Raw genomic sequence first — 17,451 nt, forward strand, 5'->3', positions numbered from 1 at the left:
GCAAAGCTAAGTGTATAAACGCTAGGCATATAAACGCTTAAAAAGTCCGACTCGCTTATTATTCAAGCATTTTTTTATGATAAATCGCGCTAATCTCTTCTACTTCAACGCATATCTGCAGCGCCGCGCGTCCTGATTGGTCACTTGCGATTTCATTGTTTATAGCAGCTACTAATATCTCAGCGAGCTGATTACGTACTATGGTATCGCGCCCACTCATCAGTTTCAGATGTGCGTAAATAAAACCATACTCTTGCTCATCATCTTCGACCCCAACCAAAAAACTATCTATCGGTAAGATACGCGCCTTAATATCCGTGGGCTTGCCAAAATGTCCGCTCTGCCACAGTGCTTGGTTCAGTACTTTTAGCAGCGTCTCAGGGCGCTCGACACTGACGTTAGGCGTGGCTTGAATAGTAAGATGCGGCATAGAATTTTTCCTTATAAGATTTTTACAGCTATAGAAAATGAGTAAAGTCACTCATCGATAATATCAGCAAACTGAGCATTTAGGGCCGCTGCCAGCTCGCCAGCCGGTAGCTCAATCTCTAGCCCGCGACGTCCAGCGCTGACATAGATGGTTGGGTGTTGCTGCGCGCGGCTATCAATCACCGTCGCTAGGCGCTTTTTTTGCCCTAAAGGACTGACGCCGCCGAGTACATAGCTGCTGCTACGCTGCACCTCTTGCGGCTCAGCCATTTGTACTTTTTTGCAAGATAAGGTTTTATGAAAACACAGCGCTTTCGCCATTTTTTTAACATTCAAAGTGTTTTCTACTGGCAGTATCGCAACCGCTAATTGGCCACTATCTGTCTTTACAACTAAGGTTTTAAAGACGCGCTCGGCCGCAACGCCTAGTTTTTGGGCAGCTTCTAAGCCATAGGAGCTTGCATTGGTTTCATGTGTATACTCATGTATTTTATAAGTTAGTTTGAGTTTTTTGGCAAGGTTAATAGCGGGTGTCATAAGCAGCTGTCCAAAGATTAAGTCAGTAATAAAGCACTAAGAAGCCATTTATCTTAAACAGTTTTTGTATGGATTAAAATAGCTTGGCATAGGCGTTTAGATGAATGACAGGCGATTAATATTAGCTATAGATACTGACGTAATACTGAGATAGATACTGAGGTCATATATCGCTTTATGTACTTTTGTGGCATCATAAGCGTATTACATTTTGCAGATATGATTTTAATTATGATACCCCGTTTCCTAAAAAAACGCTTTTTTAGATCATCGAGCGCTAAGACTTCCGACACCTCGGCAGCTTCTGAAGCCCATAACGACACTACTCAAGACGCCGACAAAAATATCGATGTCTACGCTGATGATCATAAGCTGGCGAATACCTCTTACAGTAAAGCACCTATTAGCCAGATCTACCGTAAACTATCAGGAAAAGCGCTTGGCGTGACCGTCAAACCTAAACTACTAGGTGAGCTACCCAAACTTGCTGATGATGAGCAGACCCTGACTTTTTATGTGCTGCAAGACTACTCACGCTCCAACAGTATCCTCATTGATTTGCAGACCCAAGAGTGTAAGCTGCCACCCGCTTTAGTCGGGGTAAAAGATCTAGCCCATGACCTCGATGAAAACGCGGCTATTATCTTTTTGAACCACCCAAAAGCAACGGACGATCAGCTTTCACCGCGTCTAGCGCGTTTAGTTGCCGCCACATTGCAACATCCTGATCTCAACATCAGATTAGTGCCGGTGTCGATTCTGTGGGGACGAGCGCCGGAAAAGGAAGACTCTTTATTTAAGCTACTAATGACCGATAACTGGGAAGATCCTAGTATCACCAAGCAGCTGTTTAATATCGGGGTCATGGGCCGAGATACCTTTGTACAGTTTCATGCTCCGCAGGACTTACGTACTATCGTTTATAATCATTTAAACGATGACTTAGAGGTGTCGGATGTTCCTAAGCCTAGTAAGCACCAGCAGTCCTCAAGCGACCCTATTTTGCCTAACGGTTCAGAGGTTGACCCTTCAGCGACTAGTTCTTCAACGACAGCCACCAATAGGGCTTTAGTTCCTACAGTCGATGCCAATCGAGAGCTACTACGTAACCTGCAATATCAGCTTGATCTGTATTTAGATAAGCAGCGCGCGAGCATGCTCGGGCCTGATTTGTCTGACAGACGTAATTTGGTCGATAAGCTGATTTACTCGCCCGCTATCAAACATGCTATCGAAAAAGAAGCCAGTGACACTGGCGTCTCTGAGCATGAGGCGCGTGATGTCGCTCGCGGTTATGCCAATGAGATGGTCAATAACTACTCTTACTCGATTATTAGGGTCTTTGAGCGCTTTTTGACTTGGCTATGGACACAGCTTTATGATGGCGTAGAAGTGCATCATTTCGAGCGGGTACGAGAGCTTGCCACCGATCACGAAATCATATATGTGCCTTGTCATCGCAGTCACGTCGATTATTTATTACTGTCTTATGTCATCTATAAGCGCGGGTTGAGCATTCCTTATGTCGCAGCAGGTGATAACTTAGATGTGCCAGTGCTAGGACCTTTATTGCGCGGCGCAGTAGCCTTTTATATTCGTCGCAGTTTTCGCGGTAATGCCTTGTACACAGCGGTACTGCGCGAGTACATGCACACCTTAATCAGTCGTAGCACCCCTATTGAGTACTTCATTGAAGGCGGGCGTTCACGCTCAGGTCGGCTGCTGCCGCCAAAGATGGGGATGCTAGCAATGACGGTACATAGCCAACTGCGCAAAACCAATAAGCCAGTCGTGTTTATTCCCACTTACATTGGTTACGAGCGTATTATGGAGGGCGGCACTTATATCGGTGAGCTCAAAGGTAAGCCAAAGGAGTCAGAGTCGGTTGTTGGCTTATTAAAAGCCACCAAGAAGATCGAGCGTATCTTTGGTAATGTGCATTTGAGCTTCGGTACGCCGCTACATTTGAGCGACTTTATGCAGAAGTTTGATGTCGCAGCAGATAGCTTACCCAAAGACCGTACCGATACGCCGCTAGATAAAAAAACCAATGCTATGGTCGATAATATCGGCGTCAAAATCATGCAGCACATTAATAAGGCGGCAGTCGTCAATCCTGTTTCCTTATTGTCATTAGTGCTCTTATCAGCGCCAAAAGCCGCGCTCGATGAAGTTATCTGCCGCGAGCAAATCGCTCTATATCAAGGTATTGCTCGCTATCTACCTTATGCCGATGACACGGTCGTGACCGATATGAGTCCGCAAGATATCATCGATTATGGTATCAAGCTCAAGCTCATTGAGCGCATACCGCATATTTTAGGAGATATCATTCAAGTTGCGGGTAAACAAGCGGCGCTGCTCAGTTACTTCCGTAACAACATCTTGCATGTCTTTATTTTGTTATCTTTCTTAGCCGCACTCGTCGCTCGTAACGGCCGTATTGAGCGTAGCCGCTTGGATAATATCGTCTCGCAGCTGTATCCCTTCTTACAAGGTGAGCTGTTTTTATATTACTCGGCGCAGAGCCTGCAAGCGGTCCTCAATCAAAAGATAGATAATTTGATTGAACATGGCTTGATCGTTGAGTTAGAAGAAGGTGTGCTTAGTGCTCCTGAAACTAACAGCAGCCGTTATCAGCAGCTGCAAGTACTAGCGACGCCTGTCGAACAAAGCCTTGAGCGTTACTTTATGACGCTTGCGCTATTAGCGCAGCAAGGTTCAGGGAATCTTACAGAAAGCGAAGTGGTCGATCTCTGCCATCTATTAGGTCAGCGTCTATCTGTGCTCTATGCCGACGACATCCCTGACTTCTTTGATCGCTCGCTGTTTACTAGCTTCGTTAATGCTCTTATTCGTCTCGACTATGTACAAAAAGAAGAAGAGACTGGCGTACTAAGCTTCGATCAGCGTATTAATAATATTGCTCATCACGCCAAGTACATTTTAACCCCGGATATGATGCAAATCTTGCAACAAGTGGCCAGTCTCGATGAAAAAGAGATTACTCACGCTATTACAGAAATCAGTAATAAAAAACAGCGCAAGTTTGGCCGTAAGCGTTAATTGTCTTACTATCTATAATACTTTCAAAAAAAGACCGCTAATTGATTAGCGGTCTTTTTATCTATAAACATAAAGCTACTTTTTAGCTTAATTAGTGATTTTCTTATATTTCATACGTTTTGGACCGGCATCATCACCCATCGTCTTTTTGCGATACGCTTCAAACTCAGTGTAATTACCGTCAAACCAAATCGGGCCTTCTTCTTCAAACGCTAAGATATGAGTAGCAATACGGTCCAAGAACCAGCGATCATGCGAGACCACCATAACCGTACCTGGGAACACTTGAATAGCGTCTTCTAGTGCACGCAACGTCTCGATATCCAAGTCGTTAGAGGGCTCATCGAGTAGTAATACGTTCGCGCCTTGCTTAAGCGTTTTGGCCAGCTGCAAGCGGTTACGCTCACCACCTGAGAGTTGACCGACATGTTTTTGTTGGTCTGAACCTTTAAAGTTAAAGCGGCCAATATAAGCGCGGCTTGGCGTGGTGTAATCACCAACGGTGATAATATCTAAACCATCAGAAATCTCTTCCCAGACCGTTTTCTTATCATCAAGGTTATCACGTACCTGACCGACATAAGCGACTTTAACGCTTTCCCCTAAATCGACAGAGCCAGTATCAGGGGTGTCACGCTCAGTAATCATATTAAATAGCGTGGTTTTACCCGCCCCGTTCGGACCGATAATACCTACGATAGCACCCGCTGGCACATTGAAGCTGAGGTCTTTATAAAGCAGACGATCGCCAAAAGATTTGGAGATATTATTTACTTCGATGACTTTATTACCTAGACGCGGACCGGGCGGAATATAAATCTCTGAGGTCTCATTACGTTTTTGGAACTCTTGGGAGTTGAGCTCTTCAAAACGCTGCACCCGCGACTTAGATTTCGCTTGTTGGCCTTTTTGGTTTTTACGAATCCACTCAAGCTCTTTTTTCAGCGCTTTAGCAAACGATTCTTCTTGCTTGTTTTGTTGCTCTAAGCGGATATTTTTTTGCTCGAGCCACTCAGTATAATTACCTTCATACGGATAGCCATGGCCACGATCCAGCTCCAAAATCCACTGCGCCACATTATCCAAGAAATAACGGTCATGGGTAATGGCGACGATAGTGCCGCTATAGTTCTGCAGAAACTGCTCGAGCCAAGCGACTGATTCGGCGTCCAAATGGTTAGTAGGCTCATCAAGCAGTAGCATATCAGGACGTGATAACAATAGACGACACAAGGCTACACGGCGTTTTTCACCACCAGAGAGCTTGCTAACATCGGCATCCCAAGGCGGTAGACGTAACGCATCAGCCGCTTTTTCTAGTTGCGGCTCTAGGTTATGCGCGTCCCAAGTTTGGATGATGTCTTCCATCTTGCCTTGCTCTTCAGCAAGCTTATCAAAATCGGCATCCGGCTCGGCATATTCGGCATAGATTTGATCTAAGCGCGCTAGCGCATCTAACGCTTCACGCATCCCGTCTTCGACGTTGCCACGGACGTCTTTGCTGTCGTCCAGTTGTGGCTCTTGCGGTAAGTAACCAATTTTAGTACCCGTCTGCGCGCGTGCTTCACCGCTGAACTCAGTATCCACGCCCGCCATAATGCGCAGCAAAGTTGACTTACCGGCACCATTAATACCTAAGACACCAATTTTGGCACCCGGAAAAAAAGACAGGTTGATATTTTTTAGAATTTCGCGCTTAGGCGGAACAAGTTTTGACACGTTGTTCATCGTGTAAATATATTGAGCCATTAACACTCCGATGGACTATATAAAAGAGGCGAACAAAAACATTTTTATCAAAAAACTGAACAAAAACAGCGTTTATGAGGCCTCGGAATAAAGAATATTAGTTATCACTCATTATCGCATTGAAGCGCACACCCTGCAAGCTGACAGACTGCTTTAAAGGGTGTTTTGTGGTTCTATGGGTACTGTTAGTCGTAAGATATTTTGAGTAGTGAACAGCCATAAAGTTTTAATCTACTCACTAATTTGAATTGACACTATCCCTTTTAGATAAGGTTCTGTCTCATAATATGACAAAAAATTGCAGCAAAGTTTTCGTAAATTTAATCAATAGCAGTTACTATGTTAGTTGAACTTAATAAAACTCATAAGTTTAGGCTATATAATTTAGCTCTGGTTCAGATAATAATGCTTATATAAATGGCTAAATAGCTGCACAAAAGGTGCTTATGACCGAAGCCTACCGTCCAGAAATGATCCAAAGCGCCTTCATCAACTTCTTAGGCTCGCGACTGCAACCTTTTTGGTCGTTGACGTCCGCTAGACTGCGCTTAGTGGCCAGACAACAGCTTAGCGATGATTTGATTGTTTTAGAGTTTGAGACCAATCGAGCTTTTAGACGCCAAGCTTTTGCACGATTTGATGATTGGCATGGCGGTCAACATATCAGTTTGAGCATTCCTATTGAGGGCGTTTATCATCAGCGCCATTATTCGCTTGTTGGTTTCTATAATCAGCCTATTGCTCTGCAACAAGCCATTTTTGACAACAATGACCATAGCCTTACCAAGCGAGCTAATCACTCGACTTTGTCTACCAAAAATACCGTCACTATCGCCATCAAGCCGCAGGGACTGGTTTCTAATTATTTAACGCAGCAGGTAGCGCTCGGCACCATTTTTGATAGTGGCATTCCGGCGGGCGATTTTACCTTTGAAAACAACGTACCATTTATAAACCCTGGGCCTACAAACTCTGGGTCAGCAGCGCCGATACTGTTTATCGCCAGTGGTAGCGGTATTACCCCGATGCTAGGATTGATCACTCAGGCACTAGCAAACCATCATCCTGTGACCTTACTCTATTATCATCGCCAATCGTCAGCGCAGACTCCGTTTTTACATTATTGGCAGCATTTAGCGGCTTTATATGACTCTTTTGACTGTCATATTGTTAGTACCACTGAGCCTGACAGCTACCTTGCTAACAGCCGCTATCTGACGAGTGAAACCCTATTATCGCTACAACTTCCTTTGACTAATACCGCTATATTTGCTTGTGGTTCCTCGTCGCTACTGACTAGTCTATACAAAGCGGCTGATGAAATAGTGCTACCGAGTAATCAATCGCTAAGATATAACATTGTGGTAGAACGTTTCGGTACTAGTATTTCTACACTACAAAGTGACGTCAAAAAAGATGTGGCAGATATAGAGCCGCAAATGGTTTATCTTCGTGGACGCCAACAGCAGTTTAGTAGCGCTAATACCATACTGATAGGTGCTGAACAAGCCGGTATACGGCTAACCTACGGCTGTAGACAAGGCATCTGTCAGCTATGTCGCTGCGATAAAATCAGTGGTGTGGTCAAAAATATAGAAACAGGAAAACTGAGTAGCAATGGTGCTGAGTCCATTCAAACGTGTATCAATATAGCGATGACCGAGGTGGTGTTAGAGATATAAAGCTTGGCTTAAAGCTTTGCAAAAAACAGGCTTCAGCTGACCTAAAAGTTAGCTAGCTACTATTAATAGCGTCAATACAACAACAGACATTAATTAATTAGTTATATTATACAATTATTACTGTACAATTAGAAAAACTAACCAAAATACAGCAACTTATACCTAACTAAAATAGAATAACCCTAAGTCATATTGTATGCTGTAACCCACTTTACTTAATAGACCGTCGCTGTGTTAAGCGAATAAAAGCAGTTCCGGTTAAGGATCAATAATGCGTTTATTGCCGTCTATATCTGCTGCACATTCTGCTGTTGCTATCTCGACTACTGCACCGCGTACTACTCATAACCTCTCATTTGCTGAGGAAGCGATATCAGCACCGCTCAAAAACGCCCGTTATCCTACATTGACGGGCACGCATCTACCAAAGGCACAAACTGACGCTTTGGCAGCCGACTTAAACGCGCTCTACAAAGAGGTGATGGACTCATTAGGTACTAATGATGCTCGTTATATACAGCGCGTGTATAGTGCTGTAGTCTACAGTGAGCTAGTTGCTCGTGGTCTATTGGTAGCCGCTGGGCGCATGACGTCATGGCAACGTAGCGCTGCTACTTGGTTACTAGCCACCTCATTATTGAGTTTTAGCAAAATCCTCAATAATATGGAGCTGGGTCATAACGTCATGCACGGACAGTTTGACTGGATGCAACATCCACATCTCAATAGTAAAAAGTTCGATTGGGATATCGTTTGCCCAGCACCATTGTGGCAGCATTCGCATAACTACCTGCATCATACTTTTACCAATATCGTTGGTCGCGATCATGACGTTGGTTACCATTTGATTCGCGTGACTGATGAGCAGCCTTGGATACCAGACGATCGCTATAATATGCTTAAAACGCTAGTGTTGGCCTTAGGGTTTGAATGGGCAGTTGCTTTTCATGATATTCAGATTAGTGCAGAAGACTATGCCGATTCGCCAGAGTTTGAGCAGATTATGCAAGCAAAGTCACAAGCTTTATTTACCAAAATAGCGCGTCAAGTAGGCAAAGACTATCTAGCTCTACCTATAGCAACTGGTTTATTATTTGGTAAACGCAGCGCGATGAGTACCCTAAGTGGTAATTTTGTCGCTAACATCACTCGCAATGTGTGGACTTGGGCGGTGATATTTTGTGGCCACTTTACCGAGCAGGCCCATATTTATACTCAGCTCGCTGAGGATGAGAGCAAGGGCGAATGGTACGTGCGGCAAATATTGGGTTCTAGTAATATCGAAGGCAAAAAATGGTTCCATATTCTGACCGGCAACCTATCCCATCAGATCGAACATCACATCTTCCCTGATATGCCAGCCAACCATTACGCGCGCATCGCGCCACAAGTTCAAGCCATTTGCCAAAAGTATGGCTTATCTTACAATACGGGGCGTTTTGGCGATCAGCTCAAACAAGTGATCGGTCGTATTCGTCATTTTAGCCATCCGAGCGAAGCTGAATGGCTCGCCTATTCTCATAAGCCTACTGACCCAAAAACTGAAGAAGCACCAAAGAGTGTAGTGGCCGTCGCCGTGCATTATTTATCATTCTCTAAGCTGCTTGATAACTACTTACCACCGATGCTACGTTGCCTTCAGCAGCGATAAGCCAAACCTTAAAGATTAGCCACTAGACATTATAAATTAAATATTAGACACTTATCACTAAACACCCAGTTGCTGGTTAGGAGTTATTGAATACCAAGCGTAAGACGCGAATGATTAAAAGTCAGCAGTCTAACACCAACCGGCAATACATAAATATTACCAAGGAGATTTTATGAGTCATCAAAATACCAAAAATGACATACAAATTGAGCATGACCAGCAAGCCAACCGTTTTGAGACTACAATAGAGGGTCAAACCGGCTATATCAGTTATCTAGATAAAGGCGACACTTTAGTCTACGATCATACTATCGTACCGCAAGCTTTAGGTGGTCGCGGCGTGGGCTCAGCATTAGTTAAACATGCTTTGGACTATGCTCGTGAGCATAACAAAAAAGTCGTTCCACAGTGCTCCTTTGTAGACGCCTATATCAACAAACACCCTGAATATCAGGATTTAGTATAGTCGGTCTTGCGTAGGGCGTGTTGACGAATATTTGTCAGTAATTACTATCACCACAGGCGCTATAGTATAGAATACTATAGTGACCACTATAATAATAAAGGATATTGCTATGAGTAGTTTATCTGAAAAACAAGTCGACCTGCAGCTGCAAGATTTACCAGGATGGCAGCGCGACGGGAATAGTATCGTAAAATTGTTCAAATTTAATGACTTTGTGGAAGCCATCAGTTTTATGACTCAAGCGGCTTTTTACGCTGAGGCGTTAGAGCATTATCCTGAATGGCAGAATGTTTATAATACTGTCAAAGTACGCCTGACTACCGATGATACAGGCGGTATCAGTAGTTTAGATATCCGCTTAGCGAAACGTATGCAGCATATCGTGCAGCCCAAAAGACTGTAAAAAGTGCTTATTGAGCGTGAATAATATACTAAGTGCAAATAATCGCCATCAAAAAAACGTCCTTTTAAAGGACGTTTTTCTTTTTAACAATTTCCTGTTTAATATTTATCTCAGTAACTACATTTTGCGACCAACAAAGGCCACGATAAATAGAATAACGGCAACGATTAAGAAAATGTATGCCAAGTTCGATGATAACCCTGCAACACCGCCAAAACCTAATAAACTAGCGATAAGTGCGATAACTGCAAATATAATAGCCCAGCGAAACATATTCCTTCTCCTCGAATTAAAATCAAAGCTTCAATAAACTCAATTGCTGTCAAGCTGCTTATGCGACTTATAGCTTGCTTTTAGTAGTACATCAAGCTAGTAAGTACATAAAGCGTAATACTGAAAGCCAACAATGATTGAAGCATTCAATTTATAAAGTATTTATTAAATTATAAAAATTATTGTTAGTAGCCCTACTCTTATCTACGAGATTTGGCTTACGAGAATAGATTAGCAATTTTCCATAGTTACTTTAAACCCTAGCTACGTTGATTTTGGTAAACATCGCGCTATATTGTGTAACCTGTGTAGCCAGAGCTTTAGTTTTGTAGCACTTTGACGATGTTTATTAGCATTATTCTAATTTATATATAGAACATCAAAGCATATGAGTACAAGCAAAATAGAGAGCGGTGTACAATACTACTGAATGACTGTGTAGGTGACTCGTTTAATGTCAGGAAAAAGCTTTAGACCTTTAAAACTCAACGTATTGCTACCACCTATAATACTGTCTATTGCCATTAAAGCTGACGCTACTCTATTATTTTTACTAAGGCAGCTTCATCATTATTTAGCAGAATGTGACCTAAAGCAATGAGAAACAAGGTGAAATAATGCGACTAAGTATAAGTCTTAGTGCCGTTATCTCAATTAATAAGACTAGATTTATCATCTAATATATAAGGAAATTCAACATGGCTAACTCTGTAGAAAAACAAGCGACTAACGCAAAACAAGACGATCGTCCTTACGCTGTGGTCCTGTACGGTGCTACAAGCTTCGTAGGGCAGATTACCGCTAAATACTTATCCCAGTTTTTAGCAGAGTCTAATGACGATAATCTTAATTGGGCCATCGCTGGACGCGACGAAGAAAAGTTAAAAAAACTCCAATCTGAGATTAGTGACTCAGGCTCAGCGAAAAAGGTTGATATCATTCTCGCTAATAGTAATGATGACGCAAGCCTTGATGAGATGACCAAGCAAGCTAAAGTGGTGATCTCAACCGTCGGTCCTTATCTTAAATACGGTGAGCCGTTAATCAAGTCATGCACCAGTAACGGTACCGACTATGTCGATTTAACGGGCGAAGCTATCTTTATCAAAGATATGATGGACAAGTACCAAGACGCTGCGAGCAAGAGCGGCGCTCGTATTGTCAACTCTTGTGGGTTTGATTCTATCCCTTCAGATTTGGGAGTGTATTTCACTCAGCAGCAGGCTGAAGAGAGATTTGATAACGCGTGTGAAGAGATTCATATGCGAGTCAAAGCAGCTAAAGGCGGTTTATCTGGCGGTACGGTTGCTTCTATGGCGACTATCTTTGAAGAGGTTGGTAAAGATAAGTCGCGCCGTAAGCAAGTCGCTAATCCTTATTTACTCAACGATGATACGGATGCACCAAACGTGCGTCAGAAAAACGTCAGTAAGCCTGAATATGACAGTGAGCACGGCCGCTGGCTGGCTCCGTTTGTGATGGCTAGTATTAACACGCGTATCGTCCATCGTACCAATCAGCTCACAGATTATGAGTATGGCCGTGAGTTCAAATATGACGAAGCAATGTGGATGAAAGATGGCGTCAAAGGTCAGCTCACCAGCTACGCTTTGAGTGCAGGGTTGCTCGGGTTTGCCACTACGATGATGTTCAAGCCTAGCCGCGAATTACTCTCTAAACATGTCTTGCCAAAATCAGGCTCTGGCCCTTCTAAATCAGAGCAAGAGAATGGTTATTTCGATATTCGCTTCTTTGGTCATACCGCAAAAAACGACTCTATCAGCACAAAAGTTACTGGCGATAGAGATCCAGGTTATGGCAGTACGTCAAGAATGCTGGCACAGTCCGCTTTATGTTTGGCGCAAGATATCTCGCATAAAGACGTTAAAGGCGGGTTTTGGACGCCAGCTTCAGCGATGGGTGATAAGCTCATAGCTCGCCTTGAAGAGCATGCTGGTCTTAGCTTTGAAGTGATAGAAGAGAAATAACCTACCAGTAAATACTACTTAGCAAACCGCTAGTACAGCTTGATATATGATTGACGACCGCATTCTATGCACAAATAGGGTGCGGTCTTTTTATATTTAAGCCAGTACTCATACATAAGTGCAACTGAGCTGTTCCTTACTGTGCTTATCTCCCTTATTAGCTATATATAGTCAGTTTAAAGTAAAGTTGTTATGAGATTAAGTGCGCTACTGGTATAAATTTTACTTGCGTGCTGCTCTCCCTAGAGGCTGCATAAAACTCATCCCAACAGCGGTATGTCATTTTTAGAGTGGATCGACTATACAATGTTATCAAACACTAACAACGTATCACTTGCGTAAATGACACTGCTGATTTTTAGGTATTAAATACATAACGCTACACATTGTTAGCCGAATGACACAGCGATAATTTGAGTGCTCAAGTAATATTGTTTGTGTCTAGGCGTTAGTTATTGACAAGAAGCACTTACTAGTCAGTAAAAGCTAAATACTGAGAAGGATTATCTCTAGCTAGATACTTCTATCTAGCTAGATAATAAAGTCGCTTCAACGAAATAAAAATCTACTAACGCTTCAGAATGATTGTTAACTTTGCTAAACACTAATGATAATAATTGAGAGGGAATAACTATGAAATTTAATATATTGACGGCAGCTGTACTCACTTCAGGTCTTGCTATGTTAGGCACTAACGCCAATGCCGCTATGACCACAGACAATAACGGCAACGTCGGCTATGACACTTATGATGAATGTGTTATGGCAGTAAAAGACGGTTCAGCAAAATACTATACTCCTTATACTTACCAAAAGCCTATGCCTCGTGCTGGTGAAGCTAGCGTTGCAAAAATGCGTTTATCAGAGGTGATGATTCCTGAGCGCGTCGTTAGCGATAATAATTTACGTACCGGTGACTATGAAGCGGGCGCTTGTGATCTAGGCGTAGGTCAATCAAATGGTCGTTATGGCGTTTCTGGCGCACTAGTAGGCAAATACGTTCCTTTCGCTGCCGATATGCCTGTGAACATCTATATGGATAGCAGCGGCAACCCATTACGCGTTACTATGCAGCAATGTGACAACCATTTCGGCAGCAACTTCCCAACGCCTGTCATCAGTGAGATGAAAGCTCCAGAAGCTGAAGTTGCTATCGCTGAAGCGCGTACTGTCGAGCCAGTCGTTGTGCAGACTAGACGTGTTATTCGCCCTTCTACTTATAGCGTAAAAGAAGTTATCGTTGCTCCTGCCGATCAGATACAGCGTGTTGATACGAATACAGGCACTGCCATCGCTATTCAAAATGGTCGTCAGACTGCTATTGTAGGTCAAGAAGTGGATCCTGCTATTTTAAATCAAACTGAAGTCGACCAAACTTTCCCAGTTATTCGTGTTCCTGATACTGATGTAGAAGTAAATGACATGGAAGACATGAATGAATAAGGCTAATGTAGCTTTGCTATATTTTTATACTCGACAATAAGAGTACAGTAGTTGCACAAAGTCACTTACGAACATTAATGTGTTAGATTTTTAATCTATGCACTACTGAAATAGCAATAGCTTCATTGCTATTCTCTTGTTTGGAGTTTTTGACTAATTTAGATTGGTTAACAATGCTCTTTATTCGAATCGATCATGATAGTCGCTTAGCGATTATCATGATTTTATTTTATCTAGAGATTATATGTTAGATATAATAAATATATACATTTAAAATTCTAAATAAGTTCATAATACACAAAGCTAAATAGCGGTCAAGTTTTATGTCTTTTAAGCTGACACTATAAAAATGCAAATTAAGGAATCAATTGATGAAACACCGTACTCTACCTTTATCGTTAGTTATTGGCGCTGCACTTACTATTCCAAGTCTAGCAATGGCAGCACCTACTGAGACTGCCTCAGTAGATATGCAAGATACTGCTACTGCAACCACTCTTGAAACTGAAGTCAGCAATGCTAATAACGAGGCAATATTAAACCAATCTAATTCGTTTCAAATTAGCGAGACCCAGACCATCTCTAGAGCAAACATCAATAATCCCAACCAACAGCCGATGGCTGCCGAATTAGAAGCGCCTATTAGCCAACAACCGATGACCACTGAGATAGAAGCTCCAGCAGATGTTTTGCAAGACCAAGAGTTGCAAACAACAGAAATGACCTCTCAAGAGGCTTTGTTAGATGAAGCAGAAGACCTACCGGAGGTTTCGGAAGAAGACGATCAATAAGTGCATAGCTCATCAACTTTACTAATGCAGTCATTGGCTTATCTCGTTATTCAAAAATAATGTTGGTATCGATGATTAAAAAAAAGGCAGCCATTGGGCTGCCTTTTTTATCTGAGAAAAATGTGATTTTTAGATTGATTATTTTTTAGTCTTAGTCACGCCAGCTTCTTGCAACAACGCGCCAAGAGTACCGATTCTGCTAGGCGTTTCAGCCTTTGGCTTTGACGCGCGGTTGGGCTGATTATCCGAGACTCTGCGCTCTTTGTCGGTACGCTTACCACGTGATGCTGGACGTTTATCTTTAGAGCGATTGGACCGATCAGTATTAGTACTCGGCTCTTTAGTCTTGGTAGCCGCTGCAGGCTTCACTCGGCCTTCAGATTTTTGCGCTTCAGGTTTCATGCTAAACCCAATGCGCCCACGTGGCTCATCGATAGAGATGACACGTACTGAGACAATGTCGCCTGGTTTGACACGATTCATCGGATCAGCGACAAAATCATTAGCCATCTGCGAGATATGCACTAGCCCATCTTGATGTACGCCCACATCTACAAAACAGCCAAAAGCCGTCACATTGGTCACGACGCCCTCTAGAGTCATGCCTTCGCTAAGATCTTTGATGCTATTGACATCATCACGGAAGCTTGCTGTCTTAAACTCAGGACGCGGATCACGAGCAGGTTTGGCAAGCTCTTCTACTATTGCTTTAACACTGATGTTGTCATCGTTAGCGGCGATCGTACTAGTATCTATACTATTAAGCAGCCCATCATTACCGATGATCTCGTTTAGGTCTTTATTGGTGTGCTCAAGTAAGCTATTCACCATGTCGTAACTTTCAGGGTGTACGCCAGTGGAATCAAGAGGATTACTCCCCCCATGTACCCGCAAAAACCCAGCGGCTTGCTCAAAGGTCTTGACTCCCAAGCGCGGCACGTCTTTTAACGCTTCACGGTTGGCAAAAGCGCCGTGCTCTTTACGATAACTGACGATCTGCTGCGCGACATTGCGATTGAGGCCAGCGATGTGCGCAAGTATTGCTGGGCTCGCCGTATTGACATCTACTCCGACCGCGTTGACGCTATCTTGGGTTACTTTATCCAGACTATCGGCTAACTGGTTTTGATTAACGTCATGCTGGTATTGCCCAACACCAATAGCTTTTGGATCGACTTTTACTAGCTCAGATAAGGGGTCTTGCAAACGGCGAGCAATAGATACCGCGCCGCGTACCGAGACATCTAAGTCAGCCAATTCATCACTAGCCAGCTCACTGGCAGAATAGACTGAAGCGCCAGACTCATTAACGATGACAGCCTTGGCCTTTAGCGAGTGGTTAGCCGATAAAATCTCTTTTATCATAGCGTCCGTTTCGCGGCTAGCCGTACCGTTGCCAATAGCGACCAAATCAACGTCATAAGTGCTTAATAACTCATCGATAAGCACCTTGGCCTCGCTCATTTTGTTATCAGGAGCAAAAGGATAAACGGTAGCGACAACAGGCTTGTCAGCAGTATCAAGCATCACATGGCCTTGAGCATCGATAATAGCCATCTTGACGCCATGACGAATACCGGGATCGACACCTAAGATCACTTTAGGGCCTGCTGGTGCTGACATTAATAAATGCTGTAGGTTATTAGCAAAAACATCGATAGCGTCGGCTTCTGCCGCTAAGCGCTTTTCTGTCAATAAGCGATGCTCGATATGCGGACGCCACTTGTCTTTCCACAAGCTATTCGCCGCCTCTAACAGAAACTCACGGCGCTCGCTTGGCGCTGTAGCATCAATATTGAAATGGTTGATGATTTTTTCGATAAATGGCGCATCTTCGCCGTCGACTTTTATGCCTAAAACGTTCTCCTGACGACCGCGTAGCATAGCGAGCAGGCGATGATTGGGCAGACGCGCTAAGCTCTCACTATGATCAAAATAGTCTTTGAACTTCTCACCGACTTCACGTTTATCTTCACTAGCAACGCTTGTGACGATGCTAGCGGTTTTGGCAAAGCCGCTACGTAAGTTATCGAGCAGATCAAGCGCTTGCGTCCACTCATCAACGATAATGGCCTGGACACCCGCCAGCTGCTTATCAAGGTCGCTAAAGTCAACGTCGATCTCATTACCACTATCATCAGTGACGCTCGTAGGCAGCTGATACTCTGCTAGCGCCTGCGTAGGCGTAATCTCTTGCGTGAGCAGAGCTTGTGCTGCGCTGTCTAGACCAGCAGCGCGGGCCTTGGCCGCCGGGGAGCGACGACGTGGACGATACGGTAAGTAGATATCTTCAAGCTCAAGCTTAGACTCCGCGTTGTCAATACGGGCTTGTAGCTCATCCGTTAGAGTGTCTTGCGCACGCAGCAGCTCAGTGATTTTCAAGCGACGGCTGGCCATATCGCGCTCATAGTTGAGCGACTTTTCTAGTGCCCTGAGCTGCGCATCATCAAGATTTTGCGTTTTTTCTTTACGATAACGCGCAATAAAAGGAACCGTTGCGCCTTCATCGAAAAGTTTGACAAAGGCGTTGACTTGAGCCGTCTTAATGCCAAGCGCGCGAGCAAGCTTGTCGTGGATATTCGCGTGTGTGGTTGCATCTAATCCCTGCGCATTTGCTGAGACTGCCGATGACGTTAAGCTATCAGTGCTACTCATATACGTATCAATCGTTGAGAAATGGTGATTGGCATTATAGCAAAAGCTGACTGATTTATAATCCTTTTTATACTTTCGCTGTATATCCTTGTATTTTATAGATGAAATGTCATTTTTTCAGGCTAAAACAACGCAAAATCAAACAAATAAATGTTTTATTTGCCCTGTTAAACAAACGCATACAGCATTTCAGTGAACAAGTGATGCAATTAGTAGCGCAATCTTATACACTGAGGTAATAGTTTGATAGCTTTAAAAGTAACCCTAAAAGAAAGAAAAGATAATAGGGAGAACGATAAGGTTTTAAGGATTAAACGG

The 17,451-nt window shown here is 43.4% G+C and carries 13 protein-coding genes; 8 read left to right on the plus strand and 5 right to left on the minus strand.

Annotated features, from left to right (window positions below; all coding sequences use genetic code 11):
- Positions 1-58: 58 nt before the first annotated feature.
- Both ACS8FD_RS03985 and ybaK read right to left on the minus strand, forming a co-directional pair.
- A complete protein-coding gene (locus ACS8FD_RS03985; protein ID WP_439274569.1) occupies positions 59-430 on the minus strand; it encodes a 5-carboxymethyl-2-hydroxymuconate Delta-isomerase in 372 nt (123 codons plus the stop codon).
- 47 nt (positions 431-477) lie between these two features.
- A complete protein-coding gene (gene ybaK / locus ACS8FD_RS03990; RefSeq protein WP_439274570.1) occupies positions 478-966 on the minus strand; it encodes a Cys-tRNA(Pro) deacylase in 489 nt (162 codons plus the stop codon).
- Between the two features lie 231 nt (positions 967-1,197).
- On the opposite strand from ybaK, the gene plsB reads away from it, so the two are divergent.
- Positions 1,198-4,032: a glycerol-3-phosphate 1-O-acyltransferase PlsB gene (gene plsB, locus ACS8FD_RS03995; protein ID WP_439274571.1), complete on the plus strand. Its 2,835-nt coding sequence runs from the start codon at positions 1,198-1,200 to the stop codon at positions 4,030-4,032.
- 87 nt (positions 4,033-4,119) lie between these two features.
- Here the strand turns inward: plsB and ettA are convergent, their stop codons facing one another.
- Positions 4,120-5,781 carry an energy-dependent translational throttle protein EttA gene (gene ettA / locus ACS8FD_RS04000; protein ID WP_439274572.1) on the minus strand — a complete coding sequence of 554 codons (1,662 nt, stop codon included), beginning with the start codon at positions 5,779-5,781 and terminating at the stop codon, positions 4,120-4,122.
- Positions 5,782-6,227: 446 nt separating this feature from the next.
- Between ettA and ACS8FD_RS04005 the strand changes: the two genes are divergently transcribed.
- The 4 genes from ACS8FD_RS04005 to ACS8FD_RS04020 all read left to right on the plus strand — a co-directional run bounded on the left by ACS8FD_RS04005 (position 6,228) and on the right by ACS8FD_RS04020 (position 9,983).
- Entirely contained in the window at positions 6,228-7,463 is a 1,236-nt protein-coding gene (locus ACS8FD_RS04005; RefSeq protein WP_439274573.1) for a flavin reductase family protein, read from the plus strand.
- Positions 7,464-7,734: 271 nt separating this feature from the next.
- On the plus strand, positions 7,735-9,114 hold the full coding sequence (locus ACS8FD_RS04010) for a fatty acid desaturase family protein (protein WP_439274574.1): 1,380 nt from the start codon (positions 7,735-7,737) through the stop codon (positions 9,112-9,114).
- A gap of 172 nt (positions 9,115-9,286) precedes the next feature.
- A complete protein-coding gene (locus tag ACS8FD_RS04015; RefSeq protein ID WP_439274575.1) occupies positions 9,287-9,580 on the plus strand; it encodes a GNAT family N-acetyltransferase in 294 nt (97 codons plus the stop codon).
- A gap of 109 nt (positions 9,581-9,689) precedes the next feature.
- Positions 9,690-9,983, plus strand: coding sequence for a 4a-hydroxytetrahydrobiopterin dehydratase (locus ACS8FD_RS04020; protein ID WP_439274576.1), 294 nt, complete (start codon positions 9,690-9,692; stop codon positions 9,981-9,983).
- 117 nt (positions 9,984-10,100) lie between these two features.
- On the opposite strand, the gene ACS8FD_RS04025 is transcribed toward ACS8FD_RS04020, so the two are convergent.
- On the minus strand, positions 10,101-10,256 hold the full coding sequence (locus ACS8FD_RS04025; RefSeq protein ID WP_353105162.1) for a DUF1328 domain-containing protein: 156 nt from the start codon (positions 10,254-10,256) through the stop codon (positions 10,101-10,103).
- A gap of 698 nt (positions 10,257-10,954) precedes the next feature.
- Here ACS8FD_RS04025 and ACS8FD_RS04030 point away from each other — a divergent pair.
- The 3 genes from ACS8FD_RS04030 to ACS8FD_RS04040 all read left to right on the plus strand — a co-directional run bounded on the left by ACS8FD_RS04030 (position 10,955) and on the right by ACS8FD_RS04040 (position 14,478).
- Positions 10,955-12,244, plus strand: coding sequence for a saccharopine dehydrogenase family protein (locus tag ACS8FD_RS04030; RefSeq protein ID WP_439274577.1), 1,290 nt, complete (start codon positions 10,955-10,957; stop codon positions 12,242-12,244).
- Between the two features lie 633 nt (positions 12,245-12,877).
- Complete coding sequence (locus ACS8FD_RS04035; RefSeq protein ID WP_439274578.1) at positions 12,878-13,687, plus strand: hypothetical protein; 810 nt, start codon at positions 12,878-12,880, stop codon at positions 13,685-13,687.
- Between the two features lie 371 nt (positions 13,688-14,058).
- Positions 14,059-14,478: a hypothetical protein gene (locus tag ACS8FD_RS04040; protein ID WP_439274579.1), complete on the plus strand. Its 420-nt coding sequence runs from the start codon at positions 14,059-14,061 to the stop codon at positions 14,476-14,478.
- 138 nt (positions 14,479-14,616) lie between these two features.
- Here the strand turns inward: ACS8FD_RS04040 and ACS8FD_RS04045 are convergent, their stop codons facing one another.
- A complete protein-coding gene (locus ACS8FD_RS04045) occupies positions 14,617-17,133 on the minus strand; it encodes a Tex family protein (protein WP_439274580.1) in 2,517 nt (838 codons plus the stop codon).
- Positions 17,134-17,451 lie beyond the last annotated feature (318 nt).

The sequence above is a fragment of the Psychrobacter sp. 1U2 genome, assembly GCF_051847575.1.